Consider the following 22,382-nt stretch of genomic DNA (forward strand, 5'->3'; position numbering starts at 1 on the left):
CGTGATGAGCATGTCTGAAAGGACATGCTGGCCGGGTGAACGTCGAGAGCAGCCATGAACGTGCACGCGCTGCCGGGCGGCGTGCACGCGCGAGCGCGGCGCTCGCCGACGCTGCGCCGAGCGAGCCCTCACATGATTGCGTGAACATGTTCTGAAGGACACATCCATCGCGCGGCCCGAGTCGCGCGTGCCGACGCACATCCGGGGGCTGTCCGCGAGGACAGGGCGTCACGCCGTCGGGGTCGACCACTCGACGCGGTGCTCGTAGAAGCGCGCCTGCGCGGCCGCGCCTGCGCGGAGGAACAGCGGCAGCATGCGGTCGCGGAACCAGGCCGCCACCGGGCCGGCGGGCGCCTTGCCGTCGCCGTTCTTGCGGGCCTGGCGGACGACCGCCTCGACGCGGGCGCGGCGCTCCTGCTCGAAGCCGGCGAACGCGGCCTGCGGGCTGGTGGCGTCGCGCAGGCAGCGGGCCAGCACCAGCGCGTCCTCGAGCGCGAGCGAGGCGCCCTGGCCGGCCGACGGCGACGTGGCGTGGGCGGCGTCGCCGAGCAGGCACACGCGGCCGGCGTGCCAGCGGGGCAGGGTCATGATGTCGTGCAGCGCCCACGGGCCGAGCAGCGTCGGCGTCGCGCGCACGACGTCGGCGATCCACCCCGGGTCGCCGGCGTGCAAAGCCAGGATCGCCGCGCGGCGCTGCTCGGGGTCGACGACCTGCATCGCCTCGCGCGCGCCGTTGTTGTGGAACCACCACACCTCGCCGCCGGGCGCCGCGAACGCGCCGAAGAAGGCGCGGCGGCCGAAGGTCATCACTGTCCACCCGGGCTCGAGCGGCGCGCCGGGGCAGCGGGCGAAGCCGCCGACGTCGCACAGACCGGTGAACGCCGGCGCCGGCGAGCCCGGCAGCGCCAGGGCGCGCACGCGCGAGCGCAGCCCGTCGCAGCCGAGCAGGACGTCGGCCGCGAGCTCTTCGCCGCCCTCGAGCCGCGCGACCACCTCGCCGGGTCGCTCGGCGATCGCCACCACCTTCGCGCCGAACCGGCAGTCGGCGCCGCGCTCGGCGGCCGCGGCCATGAGCGCCCGGTGCAGCTCGGCGCGGCGAATCATCACCATCTGCGCGCCGAACCGCCGCGCGTGGCCGCGGTGATCGATCACGCCGATGCAGCGGCCGCGGGCGTTGGTGAACCGCAGCCCCTCGCACACGGCACCGCGGGCGCGGAGCTCCGCGCCCAGGCCCAGCTCGGCCAGCACCTGCAGCCCGTTGGGCGCCAGGCCGAGGAACGCCCCGGCGTCGCCCTCCGCCGCGCTGCGGGCCTCCAGCACCGTCGCCCGTACCCCGAGCCGACGCAGGAACATCGCCACGGTCGGTCCGGCTACCCCGCCGCCGACCACCAGCGCTCGCTGGATCGGCGCACGCATCGAGTCCGTCACATCGCACCTCCTGGGCGCGAGCATTCGCCCTCACGACAATCATTGCAAGTGACGAATCGTGACGGTAAACATCACTGGCAGTGAACATCGCGGCGCTCGACCTCAACCTCCTGCTCGTGCTCCACACCGTGCTCGTCGAGCGCAGCGCGGCCGCGGCGGCGCGGCGGCTGCACGTCACGCCGTCGGCGGTCAGCAACTCGCTGGCCAAGCTGCGGGCCCAGCTCGGCGACCCGCTGGTGGTCCGAAGCGGCCGCGGGCTGGTGCCGACGCCGCGCGCGCTCGAGCTGGCGCCGCACCTGCGCGCGGCGGTCCGCGAGCTCGAGCGGGTGGTCGCCGGCGCCGAGGAGTTCGACCCGGCCACCACCACCCGCAGCTTCGCGCTCGCGCTGTCCGACGCCCATCAGGTCTGCGACCTCCCGCGGGTGGCCCGGGCGTTCGCCGCCGCGATGCCGCGGGCGCAGCTGCGGATCGTCAGCATCGATCACTTCGAGGCGGCGGGCGGGCTCGCGGGCGGCGAGGTCGACGCGGCGATCGCCCCCGCCACCGCGCCGCAGCCGGGGCAGCACGCGCACCACCTGTACGAAGAGGCAGGTGTGCTGCTGGTCCGGCGCGACCACCCGGCCGCGGGCAGGCCGGTCACGCGCGAGGTGTGGGCCTCGCTGCGCCACGTCGACATCCACCTCGCGCTCGGCCGCGGCGGCATCGGCCACCGCGCGGCGCGGGCCTGGCTGGCGGGCGAGCGGCTCGCGTTCGACGTCGCCGTGGTGGTGCCGAGCTTCGTCGCCGCCGCGGTGGTCGCCGCCAATTCCGACTACGTCTGCGGCCTGCCGCGCCGGGTCGCCGAGGCGCTGGCGCCCGCCCTGCCGCTCACGCCGCTGATGGTGCCGGGCCCGCCGATGGCGTTCTCGATCGACCTCGTGTGGCACGACCGCACCCACCTCGACGCCGGCGCGCGAGCCTTCCGCGAGCTGGTGAGCGCCGCGCTGGCGAGCCCGCGCCCCGCGAACAAGCGAGGCCCGCGCCGGCGCGCGTGAGCGTCGCAGCGAGGGGCGTCCGGCCGCGCGAAGATCCGCCGCCGTGTGCCGGGCCAGGTACCGGCGTGAGCGGCGAGCGGGTATCGTCGGTCTCGCCATGCCGCGCCTCGCCGTTCGCGCCATCCTCATCGAGAACGACAAGATCCTGCTCGAGCAATTCGAGGACGCGAACGAGTCGTGGTACGTGACCCCCGGCGGCGGCGTCGACGAGAACGAGACGATCGAGGAGGCCTTTCACCGCGAGCTGCGGGAGGAGCTCGGCGTGCAGGCCGAGTTCGGCGCGGTCGCCTTCATCCGCGAGATCATCGCCGACCGTCTGGCCGTCACCAACCTGCCGCCCGGCTTCCACCAGGTCGAGGTGTTCGTGTACGGCCGCCTGCTGCCCGGCCAGACCCTGCGCATGCTCTCGCCCGATCCGTCGCAGGTCGGCCTCGTCTGGGTCCCGCTGGCCGAGCTTCACACGTTGCCGTTCTTCCCGCGCGATTTGATCCCGGAGTTCCAGGCCCGCGCCTTCCCGCGGTTTTACTACGGGCACCGACGCTAGGTCGGCCTGTTCGCCGCGGACGACGGCAGCGCAGCGGCTCACCAGCAGCGCTCGTAGGACCAGCCGTCCATGACGAGCGGCGTGCAGTCGTCGCTGTCGGTGCCGCCGATCATGTCGTCGATCCAGCGGACCTTGTTCTGCAGGCGAACGGCGCGCTGCTTGCCGCCGGTGGTGGCGCACATGTCGGCGGGGTCGCCGATCTCGATCGAGGTCGTCAGCCCGGCGACCACGCGCGTGACCTCGTCGGGGAGCACGTCCATCACCGGCCCGCCGGAGTCCCCCTTGCACACGCGGCTGGTCTCGGCGTCCATCAGGAAGTGCTCGGGTCCGGCCCAGTTGGGCAGGTAGACCATGCGCCGCAGCACGCCGCCGCCGCCGCCGGTGTGCGAGGTGACGCCCTGGCCGTACAGGCGCATCGTGCCGATCGTGCTCATCGCGCCGGTGTAGATCCGGTGGCGATCCTCCGCGGGGAAGCCGAAGCTGCCGCTGGTCAGCTTGACCACGGCGATGTCGTCGCCGTCGTCGCCGACGTAGTTGCTGTCGAGGCCGGCATAATCGGGGTGGACGTTGACGCGCACCGGGCCGACGTAGCTGCCGCCGCCGAAGTTGTCGATCTCGAAGTTCTCGACCCAGAAGTTCTTGGTGCCGGTCTCCGGGGCGAGCGCGGCCACACAGTGCGCGGCGGTGATCAGCGCCCGGTCGTGGATCAGCACGCCCGTGCAATTGACGTGGGTCAGGCGGAGGACGCCGTTGGTGGTGAGGTTGCTGGCCTCCGCGTGGGCGACCCGGAATTCCGCCTCCGGCGGCGCGAGCTCCTGCGACGGGAAGCCCTCGATGTGCGCCGACAGGCCCGCGAGGTAGCTCGCGGCGTCTTCGCAGCCGGCGACGCGCTCGAGGCCGAGGAGCTCGCCGAGCTCGGGGTAGGCGCGCAGGGTGGCGTTCATCTGCTCGAGGTCGAAGGTGCCGTTGTCACACTGCACGAGCGCGCCTCGTTCGCCTACGTCGTAGGAGGGGACTTGCTCGTCGGCGTCGACGCCGTCGGGGGCGTCGCAGGCGGGGGAGGCGAGCGCCGCGAGGGCGCAGAAGGTGCGGTGAATCGAGAGCCTGGGCATATGCATCGTCTTGCTCATGGGAATGAGAGGTGTCGCGGGGCGCCGGCCGCGAGCGGCGACCGGCGACCCTGGCAGCCCAGGTAGAGGCAGCGACGCGTTCAATTCACGGCTCCCAAATTTAAAAATTGTCGGGGCCGGGCTCCCCGCTCGGCCGGGGGGGCGAGGCCGCGCCCCGCCCCCGGTGCTCCTGCACCGTCGCCTGTCGAGCCCGCTCGCCGATCAACGCAGTAGCGCGTGCCTCGTCGCCGTCGCCCGCCTGTCGGCGCGTCGCCGACTCTGGTACACCGGCCGCGATGCACCACAGCCGACTCGCCGGATTCATCATCGATTGTCAGGACACCCCGCCCGACGACGCCGCCGCGTTTTGGAGCCGCGCGCTCGGCATGGCCTCGGAGGGCGACGACGGCCACGGGTACGCGGTGCTCGACGCCAGCGCCCGCGACCTGCACATCGAGGTCCAGCGGGTCAGTCACGCGAGCCGCGTCCACCTCGACATCGAGACCGACGATCAGCCGGCCGAGGTCGCCCGCCTCGAGCGCCTCGGCGCCAAGCAGGTCGCCAAGGGCGCCCGCTGGGTGGTGATGGAGGCGCCGACCGGCCAGCGCTTCTGTGTCATCGACGCCCGCCGCCCGCTCGCCGGGGCGCCGGGGACCAACGTCTGGCCGTGAGCGCGCGTCGCCGCCGCCCGCGTTCGGGGCGGCGGCGAGGGCGATGCACGTCGCTCGCGCCTACGGCTGGAACGCGGCGACGAAGCCGTCGCGGTTGCCCTGGCTGACCACCGGGCCCAGGCCGAGGTCGATGCTCTGGAAGAAGGTGCCGGTGACGGCGACGGTGCCCGTGGCGGATCCGGCGACGCCGGTCCCGCCCTGGGCGTCGATGCCCCCGAAGCTGTTGCCCCACACGAGCTGACCCTGCGGGGTGAACTTGGCGAGGTAGGCGTCGTACTGGTCGCTGGACACCAGCACCTGGCCGCCGAGGTCGCACGTGTTGAGGAAGTTGCCGGTGGTGATGAGATTGTCGAGGCCGTCGGTCGCGAGGTCGCTTGCGCTCGAGCCGTCGGTGCAGACCAGCCGGCTCCACAGGTGGGCGCCGTCGCCGTCGAACTGGGCGAGGAAGCCGGACCCCTTCGGCCCGGCCAGCGGCCCGCCGCCGAAGTCGACGCTGCCCCGGTTCGAGCCGGCGATCGTCACGCGGCCGGCGCTGTCGACCACCAGGCCGCGGCCCCGCTGGTTGCCCGCGTCGCCGAAGTGCTTGGCCCACACCGTGGCGCCCGCGGGGTCGAGCTTGGCGACGAAGAGGTCGTCCGCGCCGGTGGAGACGAGCGGACCGGTGCCGGCGTCGACCGAGTCCCAGAACCAGCCGGCGACGTAGGCATTGCCGTCCGGATCGACGTCGATGGCGCCGCCGAGCTGGGCGTCGGTGCCGCTGAAGCTGCGGCTCCACAGGTGCGCGCCGGTCGGCGAGAAGCGGGCGACGAAGGCGTCGGCCTTGTCGTTGGCGACCAGCGGAGCGCCGCCGAGGTCGAGCGAGGTGAAGAAGTAGCCGGTGAGCAAGATGTCGCCGTCCTCGGCGAGCGCGAGGTCCTTGATCCCGACCAGCGCGTCGCCGCCGTGGAACGACTCGCTCCACACGTGCTCGCCGTCGCCCGTCAACTGGACGAGGAACAGGTCGTGCGTGGCCGTCAGGTTCTGCAGCGGGCCGCCGCCGAAGTCGATCGAGCCGGCGAAGTCCCCGGCCAGCACGATGTCGCCGGCGGGCGTGACCGCGAGCCCGTAGTCGGGCCCGCCCTGGACGCCGGCGTCGCCGAAGCGCTTGCTCCACAGCAGGTCGCCCGCGGGCGAGAACTTGGCCAGGAGCACGTCGACCCCGTCGCCCACCAGCAGACCGCCGCCGAAGTCGACCGGACCGTCGCCCCACGCGGCGAGCACGAGGTTGCCGGCGGCGTCGAACACCAGGCTCGTGCCCACCTCGTGGCCGCCCTGGCCGAAGGTCCGACTCCACGCGTGCGCGCCCGGGTCCGGACACGCGTCGACGCCGTCGCAGTCCTCGTCGCCCGCCTCCTCGCAAGTCTCGCGCGCAGGCACGACCTCGCCCTCGCACGGGCCCCAGATCGCGTCGGCGCCGCACTGCTGCTGGCCGGCCACGCAGTTGCCGACGCCCTCGGTGCCGTCCGGGCCGCCGTAGCACGACCGCGACTCGCCAGGATCGCACTCGCCCGGGTCGACGGCCGTGGTCCCGGGGCTCGTGCCGGTGTCGGTCGTGGCGGTGCTGTCGGTGGTGGTGTCGAGCGTCGTCGAATCGGTGGTGGTGGCGCCGTCGGTGGGATCGAGCGTCGTCGAATCGGTCGTGGTGGGCCCGGTGGTCGTGGTGTCGGTCGTGTCGACGCTCGTCGTGCTCGTCGGCCCGGTGGTCGTCGGGTCGGTCGTGCCGGCGGTCGAACTCGCAGTCTCGGTGTCGCCCGGCTCGCTCGCGGTGGAGTCGCCGGTGTCCCCGGGACAGGCGACCAGCAGCGCCGGGAAGACGGCAGGGACGGCACAGGACAGGATTCGCGGCAATAAGCTCGTCGCTCGCATAAGGGGTCTCGCTCCTCGCCGCCGAGAGATCCGGCAGCACGACGGTGCCCGCGAGCCGCCGCACACGTCGTCGCCGGCCTCGCGCGAGGCGGCGCAGACCACCTCCACCGGTCCAGTGATCGCCGCCGGTGACTCGATCGCGTGTCGCCGCAAATTACGTCGCCGCCGGCACCACGAGTTGCAATTCGCGCCGGCCGAGGCAGCCGGGCCCGGCGAACGCTCGCGCGCGGCCGATCGCGAACAACGACCGCCGTCCGACGGTCGACTCGCTCCCGCGGGCCCGGGCCGGCAGCTCGTCCGGCGCCGGGTTTTCGCGCTTCGAGGCGCCTAGCGCAGCCCGCCGGAGGCGCTGATGATCTCGCCGGTCAACCACCCGGACGCGGGCGAGGCGAGGAACACCGCCACCGTGGCGATGTCGTCGACCTCGCCGAGGCGGCCGAGCGGGGTGGCGGCGATCAGCTCGCGCGCGAAGTCGGACTCGGGGATCTGGAGGGTGCGGGCGCCCTCGGTGTCGACGGCGCCGGGGTTGATCGAGTTGACGCGGATCTTCCGCGGCCCGAGCTCGAGCGCGAGGGTCTGCGTGAGGCCGTCGAGCGCGTGCTTGCTGGCGGTGTAGACGACCGACTGCGGCGCCGGCCGGCGCGTGACCGTCGAGCCGATGTTGATCACGCTGCCGCCCTCGGGCCCGAAGTACTTCAGCGCCTCCTGCACCGCGAGCAGCGGCCCGAGCACGTTGACGTCGAACTGACGCCGGAACTCGGCCTCGGTGACGGCCTCGACCGGCTCGAAGCGGAACACGCCGGCGTTGTTGACCAGCACGTCGAGCCGGCCGAACACCCGCTTCGTCTCGGCGAACAGCCGCGCGACGTCGGCCGCCTTCGACACGTCGCCCTGGACCGCGAACGCCTTGCCGTCCCGCTTCGTGATGTCGGCGACGACCCGCTCGGCGCCCGCCCGGTCGCTCGCGTAGTTGACGACCACCGCCGCGCCGGCGCCCGCCAGCGCCCGGGCGATGCCCGCGCCGATGCCCTTGGACGCGCCCGTGACGATCGCGACCTTGCCCTTCAATGATTCGACCATCTTCGCTCTCCTCGTCGTGTTATCAGTTCGACGTTTCGATGAAGGTCTAAGTGACGGCTCGGTCGAAGTCAAACCACGTCCCATCATTTTTTTCCGGCGGCGCGCCGGCCCCGCCCGCGCCGGCCTCGCGTGACCGCGCACACGGCTGCCCGCCGCGGCTAGAGCCCCGGCGGTCCCCGTGTTACGCTGCCGGCAATGATCCGCTTGACGGACAAGCAGGTCCAGCGAATCTCGAGCGCCCTGGCCGAGCCGCGGCGCTTCAAGATCTTGCAAGACCTGGCGGCCGACCGCGCGCAGCAGATGCCCTGCGCCGCGATCGTCGAGTGCCACGGGGTCAGCCAGGCGACGATCTCCCACCACCTCAAGGAGCTCGAGACCGCCGGCCTGATCGAGATCGTCCGCGACGGCAAGTTCGCCCACGTGGTGTTCCAGCGCGACGTCTGGCGCGCCTACCTCGCGCGCCTCGCCGAGCTGTGAGCGCCGCCCGCCCGCACCTCCCAGGTTGTCTTGCCTGCGTTCATTTGGACGTTTAGGTTAACGTCTAAATGTTGCCTCCCGAGAAGTCAAGCGCGCCCGGCGCCGCATCGACGTCGAGGTCCGGCGCCGGCGAGCGGGCAGGGGGCGAGAGACACGGGCGGGTCCCCCGGCGGTGACGGGCCCACGGCCGTACCGGGACGAGCGTGCAGGTCGCCGGGTCCGAGAGCGCTCGCCGCGAGACGCGGCGAGCCGCGCACCGCGAGCAGAAAGCGCGCGTGTCTCTCGGGCAGGTCGAAGGGAAACGCGGGCGCGGCCGCCCTCGGCGGGTCGAGAGCCTGCATGTCCCTCAGGACATGTCGTAGGAGGCGGGCGAGGGGCTCCCGGCCGGCAGCTCGGCAGCATGTCCCTCAGGACATGTCGCAAGCGACAGCCCGTCTACTCGAGCCGCACGTCGTCGAGCTCGAGCGCGAACGGACCGCCCGCGGTCGCGCCGAAGAACAGCCCGAGCACGTCGAAGGGCTCGAGCCCGAGCTCGGCGAAGGTGACGGTGTGCTCGCTCCACTCGCGGCCGACGGCGATCTCCTTGCGCAGCGGCGCGACGCCGAGCTGCTCGGCGAACACCATCACCGTCATCGCGCCCGTGCCGTCGCCGCGGGCCGCGAACACCAGCTTGCGGAAGTTGCCGAGGTTGGCCGGCTGCATCGGCGCGGCCCCGGGGAAGAACATCGCCCCGGCCCACTTCGGCCGCTCGCTCTCGGCCACGGCGCCGGTGAGCCGCAGCGCCCCCTTGCTCCTGCGCGCGCCCTTCTTGACGAGGCCGAGCTCGACCGTCGAGCTGCCGCCGATCAGCGCGTCGGTGGCCGGCTGCCAGCCGGCGCCGAACTCCGCGGCCACCTTGCCGGCCTCGAACGCGGCGATCTTGCCCGACTCCGACCCGGGCGGCGGCGGGGCGGCGCGCCGGGCTGCGAGCGCGGCGTACTCCTCGGCCACCGCCCGCCGGTAGCCGTCGCGGTCGACCCGGTGCCCGGCCTTCCACACCGCCTCGATCGCGCGCGTGGCCGTGATGTCGACCGTCGGATCGCCGCGCACCAGCAACAGGTCGGCCCGCTTGCCCGCGACGACCCGGCCGCGATCGCCGAGGAGCTTTTTGAACCTGTCCGCGGGGACAGACGTGGCCGCCGCCAGCGCCGCGGTCGCCGGCAGGCCGGCGCGCACCAGCAGCGCCAGCTCGTCGTGCAGCGAGGCCCCGTGGACCGTGCCGGGGTTGGGCGCGTCGGTGCTGGCCAGCAGCGGCACGCCGGCGCGGTGCAGCGCGCCGACGGTCGTCAGCGCGGCCTCGCACGCGGCGGCCGGCAGGGCCCTCGGCCAGCTCGCCGACAGCGCGCGCACGTCGGCCGGCCCGAGGAACGGCTTCAGCGCCGGATCGTCGGCGATCCCCCGGGCGCGGCCGGGCTCGCACAGCCCGAGCACCACCGCCAGGGTGTCGGCCACGAACACCTGCTCGTCGCGCGCCAGGGCCACGAACGCGTCCGTCGCCGGGCCGTCGAAGAACACGTGGGCCAGGCCGTCGGCGCCGGCCTCGAGCGCGGCGGTGGCCTCGCGCTGGCTGCTGACGTGGACCACGGTCGTCAGCCCGCGCGCGTGGGCGGCCTCGATCAAGGCGCGCACGGTGTCGACGGCGAGGGTGGGGATCGGGCGGCCGAAGCCGGACCCGTCGTCGAGCACGATCTTGAGGTAGTCGGACCCTTCGGCCAGGCGCGCGGCGACGAACGCCGGCGCCTGGTCGGGGCCGGTGAGGGTGGGGATCGCAAACCCGTACTCGGTCCCGTGCCCGCCGGGGGCGGTGGCGAGGACGCCGGCGCTGCGGAAGTCGGCCAGGGCGCGCCCACCGGCCCCGGCGACGGCCTTGCGCAGCGGCCCGGTCACGGCCGGCAGGGTGAACATGTCGAGCTCGGTCGTGACCCCGAACACCAGCGCCTGGCGCAATTGGTCCGGCGACTGGATGTGCGTGTGCGCGTCGATCAGCCCGGGCAGCAAGGTCCGACCGGCGCCGTCCTCCACCGTCGCCCCGTCGGCGACCACGAGGTCCGGACCGACCGCCACGATCACGCCGTCCCCGACCGCGACCGAGGTGCGGGCGACCACCGCCTCGCCGTCGAACAGGCGGACGTCGCGGATGACCAGGTCCGCCGCGATCGGCGGAGACGTCCGCGCCGGCGCCTCGCTCGCCGAGGGCCGCGGACAACCCAGCGCGGCCAGGGCCGCGAATGTGAGGACCGTGCCGGTCGAGCGAGGACGCATGGCCCCCCGATACCACATGACTTCCAGGACAGGGTCGGGCCGGCGCCGCCGCGATCGTGCGAAACCGCTTCTGCGGCGATCCCTGATCGTGGTATTCACCGCGTCGATGTCCATGGGTCGGGTCGCGTCGCTGGTCCCCGGGCTCCTGCTGCTCGCGTGCAACTCGATCGCGCCGCCGCAAACCACCTTCGGCGTGCTCAGCAGCTCGACCGGCGACGCCCCGGTGATGATGGGCGACGTGCACGCGAGCCTCGACTTCAACAAGCCGGGCGAGCCGGTCGGCGACCTCGTCGGCTGGAACCTCGGCCCCGGCACCCGCTACGCCCCGGAGAACGACCCGCTGCACCCCGAGTGGCGGACGCCGCACAAGGTCGCGGCCGCGCAGGCGCTGGCGGAGGCGCGGCCGGGCCACGGGCGGGCGCCGCTGATGCGCTTCGCGGGCCTGCCGATCGACGGCGCGCACGGCGAGGACGGCTATCACTTCTACCGCTGGGTCGAGCCCGGCCACGCGCCGGCGGCCGGCGACGACATGGCGACCTTCGAGTACTTCGCGCTGATGCAGGACGCCGACGCAGCGCCGATCGTGACCCTGAACTTCGGGTCAGGTACGGCCGCCGAGGCCGCCGCCTACGTCACGCACCTCAACGGCGCCGACGCGGGCGACGTCAACGTGGCCGCGCGCCTGCACTGGGGCCAGGACCAGCCGTATCGCCAGACGCTGTTCGAGCTCGGCAGCGAGCCCTACGCAGCGTGGAACACCGGCTATTCGGCGGCCGGCGATTACTCGTACGCCAACCCCGACGCGAAGCACGGCGGCGACCCGAAGTGGTCGGGCAAGCCGAGCGCCGCGGCGGCCGACTACGCCGCGCGCGCGCTCGAGTACGTGGCCGCGGTCAAGGCGGTCGAGCCCGAGGCCCGCTTCTGGGTCCCGCTCGCGCAGGCGTCGATGGACGGGTGGGGCGGGGTCGAGGCGGCCGTGCAGGCGCTGGCGCCGTTGTTCAAGGAGCCGGCGGTCGCCGGCGCGGTGGTCCACCACTATTTGCTCGACGACGCGCGGACGCTCGGCTGGACCGACCCCAACGATCTGTTCTTCGCGCTGGCCGGCGCCGAGGTGTTTCGCCCCGGCTTCGCCCGCGCCCGCGCGGCCCTCGACGCCGTGCGCCCCGGCCTCGAGCTGGTCGTCACCGAGTACCACGTCGCCGGCACCGCCTCGCGCGGCCGGTTCGAGCGCGCCCAGCAAGCCGCGGTCGGCCTCGGCGTCGCCGGCATGCTGCTGCTCTACGCCCAGCTCGGCGTCGAGGCCGCCTGCCAACATTTCGCGCTCGACTTCGACACGCTCGACAGCCCCGACCGCGACCCGCTGCTCGAGCCCTGGTACAACCCGTTCCGCAAGGGCACGAACGAGACCGCCGCGCCGATGGCCAGCTACGTGGCCACCCGCCTCGTCGGCGAACACCTGCTCGAGCGCGCGGCGCCGCTCGAGTTCGCCAAGCAGGTCGAGCAAGACCTGACCGTAGGGACAGGCAAGGTGACGGTCCCGCTGGTCCACGCCGCGGCCTTCGTCGACCCCGCCGGCGAGACCGGCAGCCTGGTGGCGCTCCACCGCGACCTCGAGCGCAGCCACACGTTCACGATCGACCTGCCGCCCGGCTGGACCGCGACCGCGGCGTCGCAATGGGCCCCGCCGGCCGCCGATCACGACACGATGTATTTCCCGGTGGCGGTGGAGTCCGCGCAGTACGTGCAGGAAGGCGAGCGCGTGCAGGTGACGCTGCCGCCGCACAGCCTGGTCGCGGTCCGCTTCGCGGCCGCGGCGGCGCAGTGAAGAGCGGCGCCGCCGAGCTGGCGCGAAGGACATGTTCGAACGAGCCTGTGGATCGGGCCGAGCTCCACGCGTCAGTTCGGGGGAGGGGCGGGGACGACGTGAATCGAGTGGATCGGCGAGAGACAGGGCATCGACAGGTTCTGGGCGCCCAGCTCGGGGCGCTTGGGCGGCTCGCGCCGCAACACGCCGACGACCTCGACGCTCTCGCCTTCGAGGTCGGCGATCGTTTCCGCGGTGGGTCGGGTCTCCTCGTGCCAGAGGCTCTCCAGCAGCACCGCTTGCCCGTCGGGGAGGAGCACGACCGGCCAGACGTCGAGGACGGCCTGTCCGCCCTTCACGGTGAACGTACGGAGCGCGTAGGTGCCGACGGCGCGGCACAGCTCGCCGTCGTGAGCGGCGCGCAGCACGGCCTCGCAGGGAGGAATGGCAGGGTCGGTGGGCCGCGCGGGCGGCGGGTCGGCGACCGTCGGAGGTGACGGCTCGAGGGACGCCGGGCGCGTACCCGGGGGCCTGCATGCGGCGAGCAAGCCCCAGAGTGCGAACACGAACGGGAGGCCGCGGACGCGCCCCGCGGGGCACGATGCACGGGGGGACGGCTCGTCGCGGCGGGGTTCGTCGTGAGGCGGATGCACGACCGGAAGTTAGCAACGGTCGCGCCCGGACACACGAAGAAACCCGGCCGCTTCACCGCGATGTATGCTCGCTTTCATGCCGGATGGTCGTCCTGAAAGTGTGGCTTTCGCCACGGCACCGCGATGCCGGATGGAGCCGTAGCCCGGCCGAGTCAACCGCTCGCGGGCAGCAGGCCGATCGCCCGCATCAGCGCGATCGCGTTGCTGCGGCCGACCAGGCCCGGACGCATGCGATAATCGAACACCAGGTTGCCGTCGACGACCTCGTCGGCGAAGTGGACGTTGCAGGCGCGCGGGCCGAGGTCGGCCACGGCCTCGGCGAGGGCCAGGTCGTGGGTCGTGCACAGGCCGATCGCGCCCTCCTCGATCAGCGCGCGCAGGACCGCCTCGGCGCCGATCTTGCGATCGTGCGAGTTGGTGCCGTGGAAGATCTCGTCGAGCAGGAACAGCAGCGGCGGCGCGGCGGCGCGGGCCAGGTCGCGCAGTTGCAACAATCGCCGCAGCTCGCTGTAGAAGCGCGAGCGGGCGTTTTGCAGCGAGTCCTCGATCCGCAGGGTCGCGCCGATCTGCAGCGGGCTCAGCGTCATCGACCTCGCCGACACCGGCGCGCCCGCCAGGGCGAGCACCACGTTGATCCCGAGCGTGCGCAGCAGCGTGCTCTTGCCCGACATGTTCGAGCCGCTGACCATCATCACGCGCAGCGGGTCGCCGAGCGCGACCGAGTTGGGCACGCAGGCGCGCAGCAGCGGGTGGCGCAGCGCCTCGCCGGCGACGCGCGGGCCGGCGGCGACCACCGCCGGCATCGGGTCGTCGGGGCGCTCGTACGCGTAGGTCGCCAGCGACGCGAGCGCCTCGAGCTGGCCCAGCGCGGCCAGCCAGCGGCTGATCGCCGGGCCGTGCGTCTGCCGCCAGCGCTCGACCGCCAGCGCGCCGTGCAGCTCCCACATCAACAGGAAGGCGATCGGCGCGAACAGGCCGCTCTTGCGCGTCTCGAGCCAGTCGACCGCGCGGGCGAGGCCGGCGATCGCGGCCCCGCCGGCGACCTCGCCGGTGCGCAGCTCGGCGGCCAGCTCCGCGAGGCGCCGGCTGCCGGCGGTCGGCTCGCGTTCGACGCGGCCGAGCAATTGCGCGATGACGTCGAGGTCGCGCCGCGGGCCCTCGACCGCCGCGACGATCGCCGCCGTGCTCGGCCGCAGCGCGCGCATCACGACGCCCTCGATCACCGCGACGACCAGGAGCGGCACGAACCCGACGTCGCTGGCGAACGCCAGCACCGCCGTGACGACGCCCGCGAGCGCGAGCGCCGAGGCGAGCAGCCGCAGCGGCACGAACCGCGTGGGGTCGATCCGCGGCGGCGCGCTGCCCCAGGCGACCAGGGCCTCGGGCGCGACCGCGGCCCGCACGTCGCCGCCGAGCAGCGCCAGGTCCTCGCGCAGGTCGAGCCGCTCGCGCAGCGCCAGCACGGCCTCCTGCCGCGCGGCGACCTCCTCGACCGCGGCCGGCTGCAGCAGCCAGCGCGCCAGCGTGGCCTCGCCGCCGCGCGTGCGCGCCGTACACAGCAGCGCGAACAGCGAGGCCGGCCCGAACAGGTCGAGGTCGGCGGCGTACGGGTGGTCGGGCGGCACGAATTCGCGGTGCTGCACGCCCTCGCCGCGCCAGTCGTCGTCGAGCCGCCGGAGCGCCCGCCGGTAGTGCAGGGCGGCCAGCTCGGCGCGGGCCCGCCGGCGATACGCGCCCTCGTGGACGACCACCAGCGCGAAGAACCCGAACAAGGGCGCGAACGAGGCCGCGAGCACCGCCGGCCGGTCGGCCAGGCCGAAGCCGAGGAGGACCAGGAAGACGACGAAGACGCCGAGCCGCCAGTCGGAGATCCGGCGAATTTGGCCGTCGACGCGATCGACGACCGCCTGCCGCGCGGCGAGCCGGCGCTGGTACTCGCTGCGCGGGTCGGACACCGGCGAGATGATGCCGCACCCGCGCAGGATTACAACGACAACTCGAGCGCACGCGCACGACGACGACGAGACACGAGCGGCGACCGTCCGCAGCGCTGCCCGGGTCGCCTCTCGCGCGGCTGCGTGGGCGATGCCGCCGCGACCTCGGCGGTCCGTGAATCCTGGGGCCGCCACCTCGGGCGACGAGGTAGACCGGGAAGACACGCCCGCAGCTCGCCGCCCCGCCGCGGAGCCGCGCGAGCCGGCCACGAGCACACGAGCGCGGTGGAGCTCCGCCCGCTCCGCGCCGCTGCTGACGAAGCGAGCGAGCCCGCAAGGTCCGCGACGCGCCGCGCGGCCGCTCCGTGCGGAGGAGAGCCGATGCCACCGGGGCGCCGAGCGGAACGCCTCGCGCGGGAGCACCTCGATTACATGCCCCCAAGGACATGCTTTGATGAACATTGCAAAAAGGACATGCCCCCAAGGGCATGACCATGGATCATCCGTCGAGCTCGCACAGCCGGCGCAGCGCCGCCCGGATCTCGCCCAAATTGTGGCCGTCGTAGCGGATCGCGTTCGGGTGCGAGAAGCCGGCGTTCCACGGCTGGGCCGGCAGGATGACCAGGCCGCGCGGGCGCCATTCCAGCCAGCGCTCGACGTAGGGCGGCCAGTCGTCGACCAGGACCTTGCCGTAGACGAGGCCCTTGTCCATCGTGATCGTCACCGGCACGCCGGGGAGGTTCTGCTGGCACCACTCGAGCTTTTCGGTCCAGGCGCTCGGGGTGCCGACCGGGCCCTTGGTGAGCACGTGGATCTCGAAGCGCAGCGCCTGCAATTCGGCGAGCACGTCGAACCCGAGCTGCAGTCGCGGCAGCGAGCGCCACCAGCCGGGCTGGCGGCGGATCACCGTCTCGCGCGCGCGCAGCCACGGCGGGCTGTCGTCGTCGCCACCCAGCGGCGGATCGGCGGGGCCCCGAAGGCTCTCGAGGTCGCGCAGGAGCGCGCCCTGGTAATCACAGAGAGTGCCGTCCATGTCGATGAGCGCGACCAACCCGACCTTCGCCATGCGCCGATGGTAGCCCGAGGGTCGCGCGATCGCCACGCGCCTGGTGCTCGTGCGGCCGGCGTGATACCCCGGAGGCATGATGAAGCGCGCCTCATCGTGCATGTTTTCGCTCGCGCTCGCGTGCGGCGGCGGCGGCGGCTCGACCACCGCCGACACCGGCACGACCACCGACGCGACGAGCACCGACGCGACCGGCACGACCACCGAGACCGGCACGACCTCCGAGACCGGCACTGCCGACACGTCGACCTCGACCGCGCCGACGACCACGAGCGACACGACGACCACCGGCACGCCGCCCACCGGGACGAGCACCGACGCGACCACCACCGACGCGACGACGACCACCAGCACGACCACCGGCGCGGTCGACCCGCCGATGTCGCTGGAAGACGTCGTCGACGGCGAGCTCGAGCTGATCGCCGACGGCCACATGTTCACCGAGGGCCCGATCTGGAGCCCCGAGGGGTACCTGCTCTACAGCGACATCCCGGCCAACACGATCTTCCGCTGGGCCGAGGGTGAGCAGGCCAGCCCGTTCATCAACCCGAGCGGCAACTCGAACGGCCTCGCGTTCGACCTCGAAGGACGACTGCTCGCGGCCGAGCACGGCGGGCGACGGGTCTCGCGCCGCGTGATCGGCGAGCAGGACGCCGAGACCCTGGTCGGCGAGTTCGAGGGCCAGAGCCTGAACAGCCCCAACGACCTCGCGGTCCGCAGCGACGGCACGATCTACTTCACCGACCCGCCCTACGGGATCCAGCCGAACCAGCAGGAGCTCGACTTCCAGGGCGTGTTCCGCATCGACCCGCAGGGCCAGCTGTCGCTCGTCGCCGACGACTTCGACCGCCCGAACGGGATCGCCCTGTCGCCCGACGAGAGCCTGCTCTACGTCGCCGACACCAACGCCGAGCACGTGCGCGTGTTCGACGTCCAGCCCGACGGCGACGCCGTCGGCGGGCAGGTGTTCGTCGACCTGCAGAGCGACCAGCCCGGCAACCCCGACGGCATGGCGGTCGATTCGTTCGGCGACCTGTTCGTCAGCGGCGGCGGCGGCGTCCGCGTGGTCACGCCCGCCGGCGAGCTGCTCGGCACCATTGCAGTCCCGGAGCAGGTCACGAACTGCAAGTTCGGCGACCCCGACGGCAAGGCGCTGTTCATCACCGCGCAGGCGCGGGTCTACCGGATCCGCCTCAAGGTCGAGGGCGCCTGAGCGGGCGCGCGTGCGGGCGCCCGCGGCAATGATCGCTGCGTCACGTCCTCGTGGACAATGAGGGCACCCCGACGCGGCGCCGGGAAGACGGCTGCGGACGGGCGCCCTGCCGGGCGGGCCGTGGGATCGGCGGCACGAATCACCGGAGCGTCCCGGGTCACGCCGCCGGGCACGCCCGGCCAGCGTGTCACTGCCGCCGGCCCGCGTCGATTTTCGCCGGCTCGCCGCTCCCCGTCGCTGCGGGTTCGCTACCATCGCGCGCGATGTCCCCCGCGGAAGCCTTCACCCGGCACTTCCCCATCTCGTTCCCGTATTGCTCGCTCGAGTTCGTCGCGAAGGGGGCCGGCATCGCCGCCGAAGATGGGTGGGGCGGGTGCGTCGTGAACGACGAAGGTCACCTGGTGGCGACGATCCGGCTCTTCATCTGGGAGGACGACGGCGACGACCGATCGATCCGCGACGTCAAGGAGCAGCAGGTCACGATCGTCACCGCCCCGTACCTCGACGATCCGCGCCTGCCCGCCTACTTCGAGGGCTGGGCCGCCGCGGTGCGATTCGCGTCCGCGCGGCTCGACGAAATCAGCGCGGCCCAGGGGTTCGCCGCGGTGAGCGAGCGGCTCGCGGCCGCGATGCCGGACGAGTTCTTTTGCCCGGAGGTCCTCCGGCTGCGCCGCCCGCAGACCGCCGACGATTTCATGGACGCCCTGCTGTCGAACCGCAAGCGGCTCGGCTGGTTGTTGCCGTAGGGGACCGCGGGCGCTGCGGGCTCGTCCGCGGCGGGCGCGCCTTTGACGCCGTGGGCGGCCCCGGCGTATCGTCGCGCGGCCGATGACCGACCCCTCCGCAGCGGCTGCGAGCACGCGCTGGGCCTGGCTGCGCGGCCACCGGGGCATGTTCGTCGGGTTCGCGGCGGTCCACGCCGCGCTGGTCCTCAACTCGATCCCGCTGCGGGTGGTGTTCGGCGCCCAGCCGTTCGGCGGGCCCGACTATCAGACCCACTTTCAGCACACCCACACGCTGACGCGGGCGCTCGCGGAGGGGCGGCTATGGGTCTACGACCCGATGATGCTGGCCGGCTACCCCGCCGGTCTGTTCTTCGACGTCGACAACAAGGCCCACTTCCTGTTCTGCACCGTGCTGCACCGGCTCGGCGTGCCGCTGGCGACCGCGTTCAACCTGTTCACGTTGGTCTCGGCGATCGCCATGCCGATCTCGCTGTGGCTGGCGGCGCGGCTGTTCGGCGTGTCGGCCAAGGCGCAGGCGTGGACGTTCGGGCTCGGCGTGCTGCTGTGGCACTTCGAGTCGCTGATCCGCTTCTTCTGGGGCGGCGGCATGATCTCGTTCGCCACCGCCTCGCACCTGTGCGTGCTCGTGCTGGCGCTGTTCTGGCGTCAGCTCGGCGCGTCGCCGGTGCGCGGCGGCTGGGTGGCGCTGCTGGTGCTGCTGCCGCTGGCGCTGCTCACCCACGTGTGGAGCTTCGCCGCGCTGGCGGGGCCGATGATCGGGCTCTACCTCGCGCGCGCCCGCGGGCTCGCGCTCGCCGGCCACGCCCGCGTGTGGGCCCTGGCGGCGCTGACGGTCGCCGTCAATTCGTACTGGCTGTGGCCCGCGCTGACGCACATGGAGCTGATGGCGCCGTCGCACAAGCTCGGCCAGGCCACGCCCGACTTCTTCTTCTACGACCTGCTCGAGGTGTTCGTCGACCCGCTCACCACCGGGTTCGTCCGCCAGCGCACGCTGGTCCGCACCGTCGCGGTGCTGGCGGCGATCGGCACCCTGGTCGCCTGGCGACGCGCGCGCGCGCCGGCCCTGCGCTTCGCCGGCGGCACGCTCCTGTGGCTGTTCGGGCTCAGCTACGTCGGCGCCTTGCTGCCGCTGGTGCCGGCCACCGAGCCGTACCGGTTCGCCGCGCCGATGGCCTGCTGGGCGGCGGTGCTGGCCGGCCCGTGGCTGGCCGACAACCTGACCCGAAAGACATGGTCGCAAGTACCTGCGAGCCTGCGCGGCCTGGCGATCGGCCTGCTCGTGCTGCTGGCCCCGCGGGTCTACGCCCAGCTCGCCACCTTCCTGCCCGGGGTCGACGTGTCGCCGATGGGCTTTCTGCAGAGCGCGGTGCTGGAGGAGCAGTTCTTCCCGAGCATGCGGCTGCGGCCGATCAGCGACGACTTCCAGGAGGTCGCGCAGTGGGTCCGGGCCCAGCCCGACGACGGCCGGATCCTCGTGCATTACTGGGCCCTCGGCGAGTACCTGCGCTGGGCCACCGACCGCCCGATCCTCGGCGGATTCCCCGATCGCCGCACGATCCACGAGCAGGCCAACCTGTTCCACTGGACCGACAGCGACGAGCGCTATGGTGACGGCCTCGAGCGCTACCTGCAGACGTTCAACGTCGCCTACGTGTTGATGTCGGTGCCGCACATCCCGGCGATCGAGCGCCGCCTCGACCTGCTGGAGCCGCGCGGGATCGTCGGCGGACGCTATCGCGCCTACCGCGTACGCAGACCGTCGGGCTACGCGGCCCGCGGCAGCGCCGAGGTGAAGGCGGGGCTCGGCCGGCTCGCGGTGACGGCCGCGAAGCCCGCGCCCGGGACCGAGGAGCTGGTGCTGCGATTCCACTGGCTGGCCGAGCTGCGCTGCCGGAGCGGCGTTCCGAACGTCGATTGCCGGGTCGAGCGCGAGCCGGTCGAGGGCGACGAAACAGGGTTCATCCGGGTCGTCGGCGCGCCGACGTTGCCGGCCGAATTCGTGCTCGAACAGGGTCGTTGACGTTGCGGTGTGGACCGTCTGCGGGGCCCTGCCCCCAGGGGCGGCCGGTATCACACAGGTAGGTCGGGGACGGTGGCGGTCCGTCCGAGGCTGTTCATCCTTGGCGATACCGAGGGTCTGTCATGCGCCGTATCTCTATCTGCCCGCGGATGCTCTGGCCCGCGCTATGTGTCGGCCTCTTCGTCGCCGCTATCTCCGACGCCGAGGCGAACACTCTCTCTATTCAAACTCCCTATATCAACACCAAGATCGCGCTGGCCGGCACGGTCGTGGACCGCCAGGGTCTGCCGATCGCCGGCGCGACGGTCCAGGTCCTCGCATTCGGGGCCGGGGCCGCGAACGCGGGCCGCACCGCCACGACGGACGGCTCCGGCGCGTTCGAGCTGGAAGACCTCGACCGGCGCTCCGTGCTCCTGAAGGTCACGCGCGCCGGTTACTACCCGGAGATCATCCCCGCCGACCTGCATCGACCCGCGTACGAGGCGTCGACCAGGGTCGGCAACCTTACGCTCACCGACAAGAAGCCTGGGCGGGTGCGGCTGATGTTCGTCGGCGACACCATGTTCGGTCGCCGCTTCACCGACGAGGATCAGGACGGCCAGCAGGAGGCGAGCGATCTTATCCGCTCGGCCTCGCGCGCCGCCGACGCCGAGAAGGTCGTCCGCTACGTCGCCGACGCGCTGGCCTCCGCCGATTACGCGGTCGCCAACCTCGAATGCACCGTGAGCGCCGATCCGGGCCCGGAGCACCCTTACAAGGCCTATACCTTCTATTCGCACCCCGACACCCTGGCCGGGCTCACGGCGGCCGGGGTCGACGGGGTCAGCCTCGGCAACAACCACGTGTTCGACTACCTCGGCACCGGCGTCTACGACACGATCAACGCCGTCGCCGACCACGGGCTCGACTGGACCGGGGCGGAGATGAGCGAGACGGCGGCCCTCGACACGGCGATCCGTCGCACCGTGTCGGGGGTGCCGCTGTCGCTGCAAGGCTTCTCCGCGCTGCGCACCGACGGCTCGCAGCTCTCCGATTATTTGTTGGTGGCGCTCGACCCGGCCAAGCCGGGGGCGCTCGACGCCTCCGACGACAACTTCGACGAATTCTTCGCCGCCGAGGAGGGCCGCTTCCGCGTGCCGATGATCCACGGCGGCCAGGAGTTCAGCAGCTACCCGATCGACGCCATGCGCGAGCGCTTCGTCGACCTCGTCGACGGCGGCGCCGGCCTGGTCGTCGCCCACCACACGCACACGATGCACGGCATCGGCCTGGTCGACCCCGGCGACGGCCCGCGCTTCGTGCTGATGTCGCTGGGCAACTTCATCTTCGACCAGAGCACCTTCGCCACCACGCAGTCGTTCATCGCCGTCGCCGACGTCGACGCGACCGCGTACGGCTTCGACGTCGCCCGCCTCGAGCTGATCCCCGTCCACGTCGAGAATTACGTGCCGAAGCTGCTGGCCGGCCGCGCGCTCGAGCGCCACGCGCGGCAGCTCGGCCACCTGTCGTCGACCCTGCCGCTCGCGCCGAGCGGCAGCTCGCAGCCCGACGGCCTGCGCGGCGCGGTGGTGTTCCCGTGGCGGGGCCGCGTCGTCGCCCTGCGCGATTCGTCGCAGTACGTCAGCCACGCCAGCGACCAGTCGTTCAGCCTGCCGGTCCACGGCGGCGCCGCCGGCCCGGTCGCGTTCACCCGCCAGGACGCGACCGACGCGCTCGTCGGCGTCAAGACCGGCGCCGCGGCGAAGGTCGAGGTCGGCCGCGACATCCTGCTGTACGGGAGCTTCGAGGACGTCGACGTCGACGGCGATTACCTCGAGGGCTTCGGCTGGGACCAGAGCGAGTACCGCCACGTGCAGAGCAAGCAGGCCTACGGCGGCGTCGCCGCGGCGGTGCTGGTGCGCACCGACAAGCACGAGAGCGACGTCGAGATGCCGCTGCGGCGGACGGTGCCGATCGCCGGCGGCACGAAGTTGACCCTGCGCGGCCACGTGCGCGCCGACAACGGCGGCACCTTCCGCGTCATGACGCGGTTCTACGACGCCGACGGCGACGCGATCGGCAGCCACGAGCGCTACAGCCACGCCGCCGGCACCTACGGGTGGCGACAGTTCACGGCCTCGTTCACCGCCCCGGCCGGCGCGACGGCGATCCGCGTGTCGTTCAAGCAGGCGCCGACGCAGGCGGGCGAGGGTCGGGTCTACGTCGACGAGGTCGCGCTGATCCAGTGGGACCCGAAGCCGGCCGACGCCAAGGCCGGGGTCAGCCTGCCCGGGCCCAACGATTATTCGTACCTGCGCTTCTCGGAGATCGCCGGCGGCGGCGCTCGCCTGGCGGTCACCGTGACGCACCGGATCTACGCCGCGAAGTGATGCCGCGCGCCCGCGTCGCCGGAGCCCG

General features: G+C 72.9%; 17 protein-coding genes. 9 read left to right on the forward strand and 8 right to left on the reverse strand.

Annotation, left to right across the window (positions count from 1 at the left end):
* Nucleotides 1-228: 228 nt before the first annotated feature.
* Nucleotides 229-1,428 (reverse strand): FAD-dependent oxidoreductase, encoded by a 1,200-nt coding sequence (locus NAEX_RS32660; RefSeq protein WP_170136182.1) that lies wholly within the window; start codon nt 1,426-1,428, stop codon nt 229-231.
* Between the two features lie 80 nt (nt 1,429-1,508).
* Here NAEX_RS32660 and NAEX_RS32665 point away from each other — a divergent pair, with 80 nt between their 5' ends.
* Both NAEX_RS32665 and NAEX_RS32670 read left to right on the forward strand, forming a co-directional pair.
* On the forward strand, nt 1,509-2,462 hold the full coding sequence (locus NAEX_RS32665; protein WP_096331393.1) for a LysR family transcriptional regulator: 954 nt from the start codon (nt 1,509-1,511) through the stop codon (nt 2,460-2,462).
* A gap of 97 nt (nt 2,463-2,559) precedes the next feature.
* Entirely contained in the window at nt 2,560-3,006 is a 447-nt protein-coding gene (locus tag NAEX_RS32670) for an NUDIX domain-containing protein (RefSeq protein ID WP_096331394.1), read from the forward strand.
* Between the two features lie 38 nt (nt 3,007-3,044).
* On the opposite strand, the gene NAEX_RS32675 is transcribed toward NAEX_RS32670, so the two are convergent.
* The gene (locus NAEX_RS32675; RefSeq protein ID WP_170136183.1) at nt 3,045-4,124 is read right to left on the reverse strand and encodes a trypsin-like serine protease; all 1,080 of its coding nucleotides are present in this window, start codon (nt 4,122-4,124) and stop codon (nt 3,045-3,047) included.
* 287 nt (nt 4,125-4,411) lie between these two features.
* Here NAEX_RS32675 and NAEX_RS32680 point away from each other — a divergent pair, with 287 nt between their 5' ends.
* Nucleotides 4,412-4,786 carry a VOC family protein gene (locus NAEX_RS32680; protein WP_096331396.1) on the forward strand — a complete coding sequence of 125 codons (375 nt, stop codon included), beginning with the start codon at nt 4,412-4,414 and terminating at the stop codon, nt 4,784-4,786.
* Nucleotides 4,787-4,846: 60 nt separating this feature from the next.
* Here the strand turns inward: NAEX_RS32680 and NAEX_RS32685 are convergent, their stop codons facing one another.
* Together NAEX_RS32685 and NAEX_RS32690 are read right to left on the reverse strand one after the other, a co-directional pair.
* Nucleotides 4,847-6,673, reverse strand: coding sequence for a hypothetical protein (locus tag NAEX_RS32685; protein WP_096331397.1), 1,827 nt, complete (start codon nt 6,671-6,673; stop codon nt 4,847-4,849).
* 345 nt (nt 6,674-7,018) lie between these two features.
* Nucleotides 7,019-7,771 carry an SDR family NAD(P)-dependent oxidoreductase gene (locus NAEX_RS32690; RefSeq protein WP_096331398.1) on the reverse strand — a complete coding sequence of 251 codons (753 nt, stop codon included), beginning with the start codon at nt 7,769-7,771 and terminating at the stop codon, nt 7,019-7,021.
* 195 nt (nt 7,772-7,966) lie between these two features.
* Between NAEX_RS32690 and NAEX_RS32695 the strand changes: the two genes are divergently transcribed.
* The gene (locus tag NAEX_RS32695) at nt 7,967-8,248 is read left to right on the forward strand and encodes an ArsR/SmtB family transcription factor (RefSeq protein WP_096331399.1); all 282 of its coding nucleotides are present in this window, start codon (nt 7,967-7,969) and stop codon (nt 8,246-8,248) included.
* Nucleotides 8,249-8,683: 435 nt separating this feature from the next.
* On the opposite strand, the gene NAEX_RS32700 is transcribed toward NAEX_RS32695, so the two are convergent.
* Nucleotides 8,684-10,549: an amidohydrolase family protein gene (locus NAEX_RS32700; RefSeq protein ID WP_096333800.1), complete on the reverse strand. Its 1,866-nt coding sequence runs from the start codon at nt 10,547-10,549 to the stop codon at nt 8,684-8,686.
* 106 nt (nt 10,550-10,655) lie between these two features.
* Here NAEX_RS32700 and NAEX_RS32705 point away from each other — a divergent pair, with 106 nt between their 5' ends.
* Nucleotides 10,656-12,374 (forward strand): hypothetical protein, encoded by a 1,719-nt coding sequence (locus NAEX_RS32705; protein WP_143141440.1) that lies wholly within the window; start codon nt 10,656-10,658, stop codon nt 12,372-12,374.
* A gap of 71 nt (nt 12,375-12,445) precedes the next feature.
* Here NAEX_RS32705 and NAEX_RS32710 read toward each other — a convergent pair whose 3' ends face one another.
* The 3 genes from NAEX_RS32710 to NAEX_RS32720 all read right to left on the reverse strand — a co-directional run bounded on the left by NAEX_RS32710 (nt 12,446) and on the right by NAEX_RS32720 (nt 16,006).
* Nucleotides 12,446-12,781: a hypothetical protein gene (locus NAEX_RS32710; protein ID WP_096331401.1), complete on the reverse strand. Its 336-nt coding sequence runs from the start codon at nt 12,779-12,781 to the stop codon at nt 12,446-12,448.
* Between the two features lie 377 nt (nt 12,782-13,158).
* Nucleotides 13,159-14,961 (reverse strand): MutS-related protein, encoded by a 1,803-nt coding sequence (locus NAEX_RS32715; protein ID WP_096331402.1) that lies wholly within the window; start codon nt 14,959-14,961, stop codon nt 13,159-13,161.
* A 478-nt stretch (nt 14,962-15,439) separates the two neighbouring features.
* A complete protein-coding gene (locus NAEX_RS32720; RefSeq protein WP_170136184.1) occupies nt 15,440-16,006 on the reverse strand; it encodes a 5' nucleotidase, NT5C type in 567 nt (188 codons plus the stop codon).
* A 100-nt stretch (nt 16,007-16,106) separates the two neighbouring features.
* Between NAEX_RS32720 and NAEX_RS32725 the strand changes: the two genes are divergently transcribed.
* The 4 genes from NAEX_RS32725 to NAEX_RS32740 all read left to right on the forward strand — a co-directional run bounded on the left by NAEX_RS32725 (nt 16,107) and on the right by NAEX_RS32740 (nt 22,354).
* The gene (locus NAEX_RS32725; protein ID WP_211302514.1) at nt 16,107-17,219 is read left to right on the forward strand and encodes an SMP-30/gluconolactonase/LRE family protein; all 1,113 of its coding nucleotides are present in this window, start codon (nt 16,107-16,109) and stop codon (nt 17,217-17,219) included.
* Between the two features lie 263 nt (nt 17,220-17,482).
* Complete coding sequence (locus NAEX_RS32730; protein WP_096331404.1) at nt 17,483-17,965, forward strand: hypothetical protein; 483 nt, start codon at nt 17,483-17,485, stop codon at nt 17,963-17,965.
* 82 nt (nt 17,966-18,047) lie between these two features.
* Nucleotides 18,048-19,985 carry a hypothetical protein gene (locus tag NAEX_RS32735; protein ID WP_096331405.1) on the forward strand — a complete coding sequence of 646 codons (1,938 nt, stop codon included), beginning with the start codon at nt 18,048-18,050 and terminating at the stop codon, nt 19,983-19,985.
* Between the two features lie 149 nt (nt 19,986-20,134).
* Nucleotides 20,135-22,354 carry a CapA family protein gene (locus tag NAEX_RS32740; protein ID WP_177326059.1) on the forward strand — a complete coding sequence of 740 codons (2,220 nt, stop codon included), beginning with the start codon at nt 20,135-20,137 and terminating at the stop codon, nt 22,352-22,354.
* The last annotated feature ends 28 nt before the right edge of the window (nt 22,355-22,382 follow it).

The sequence above is a fragment of the Nannocystis exedens genome (assembly GCF_002343915.1).
Classification (GTDB): domain Bacteria; phylum Myxococcota_A; class Polyangia; order Nannocystales; family Nannocystaceae; genus Nannocystis; species Nannocystis exedens.

What these genes read in the sequence shown, in the direction of transcription:
- NAEX_RS32670 (WP_096331394.1), top strand. Translation starts at nt 2,560, where the DNA reads ATGCCGCGCCTCGCCGTTCGCGCCATCCTCATCGAGAACGACAAGATC.
- NAEX_RS32730 (WP_096331404.1), top strand. Translation starts at nt 17,483, where the DNA reads ATGTCCCCCGCGGAAGCCTTCACCCGGCACTTCCCCATCTCGTTCCCG.
- NAEX_RS32675 (WP_170136183.1), bottom strand. Translation starts at nt 4,124, where the DNA reads ATGCATATGCCCAGGCTCTCGATTCACCGCACCTTCTGCGCCCTCGCG.
- NAEX_RS32700 (WP_096333800.1), bottom strand. Translation starts at nt 10,549, where the DNA reads ATGCGTCCTCGCTCGACCGGCACGGTCCTCACATTCGCGGCCCTGGCC.
- NAEX_RS32690 (WP_096331398.1), bottom strand. Translation starts at nt 7,771, where the DNA reads ATGGTCGAATCATTGAAGGGCAAGGTCGCGATCGTCACGGGCGCGTCC.
- NAEX_RS32720 (WP_170136184.1), bottom strand. Translation starts at nt 16,006, where the DNA reads ATGGCGAAGGTCGGGTTGGTCGCGCTCATCGACATGGACGGCACTCTC.
- NAEX_RS32695 (WP_096331399.1), top strand. Translation starts at nt 7,967, where the DNA reads ATGATCCGCTTGACGGACAAGCAGGTCCAGCGAATCTCGAGCGCCCTG.
- NAEX_RS32735 (WP_096331405.1), top strand. Translation starts at nt 18,048, where the DNA reads ATGACCGACCCCTCCGCAGCGGCTGCGAGCACGCGCTGGGCCTGGCTG.
- NAEX_RS32680 (WP_096331396.1), top strand. Translation starts at nt 4,412, where the DNA reads ATGCACCACAGCCGACTCGCCGGATTCATCATCGATTGTCAGGACACC.
- NAEX_RS32740 (WP_177326059.1), top strand. Translation starts at nt 20,135, where the DNA reads ATGCTCTGGCCCGCGCTATGTGTCGGCCTCTTCGTCGCCGCTATCTCC.
- NAEX_RS32705 (WP_143141440.1), top strand. Translation starts at nt 10,656, where the DNA reads ATGTCCATGGGTCGGGTCGCGTCGCTGGTCCCCGGGCTCCTGCTGCTC.
- NAEX_RS32725 (WP_211302514.1), top strand. Translation starts at nt 16,107, where the DNA reads ATGTTTTCGCTCGCGCTCGCGTGCGGCGGCGGCGGCGGCTCGACCACC.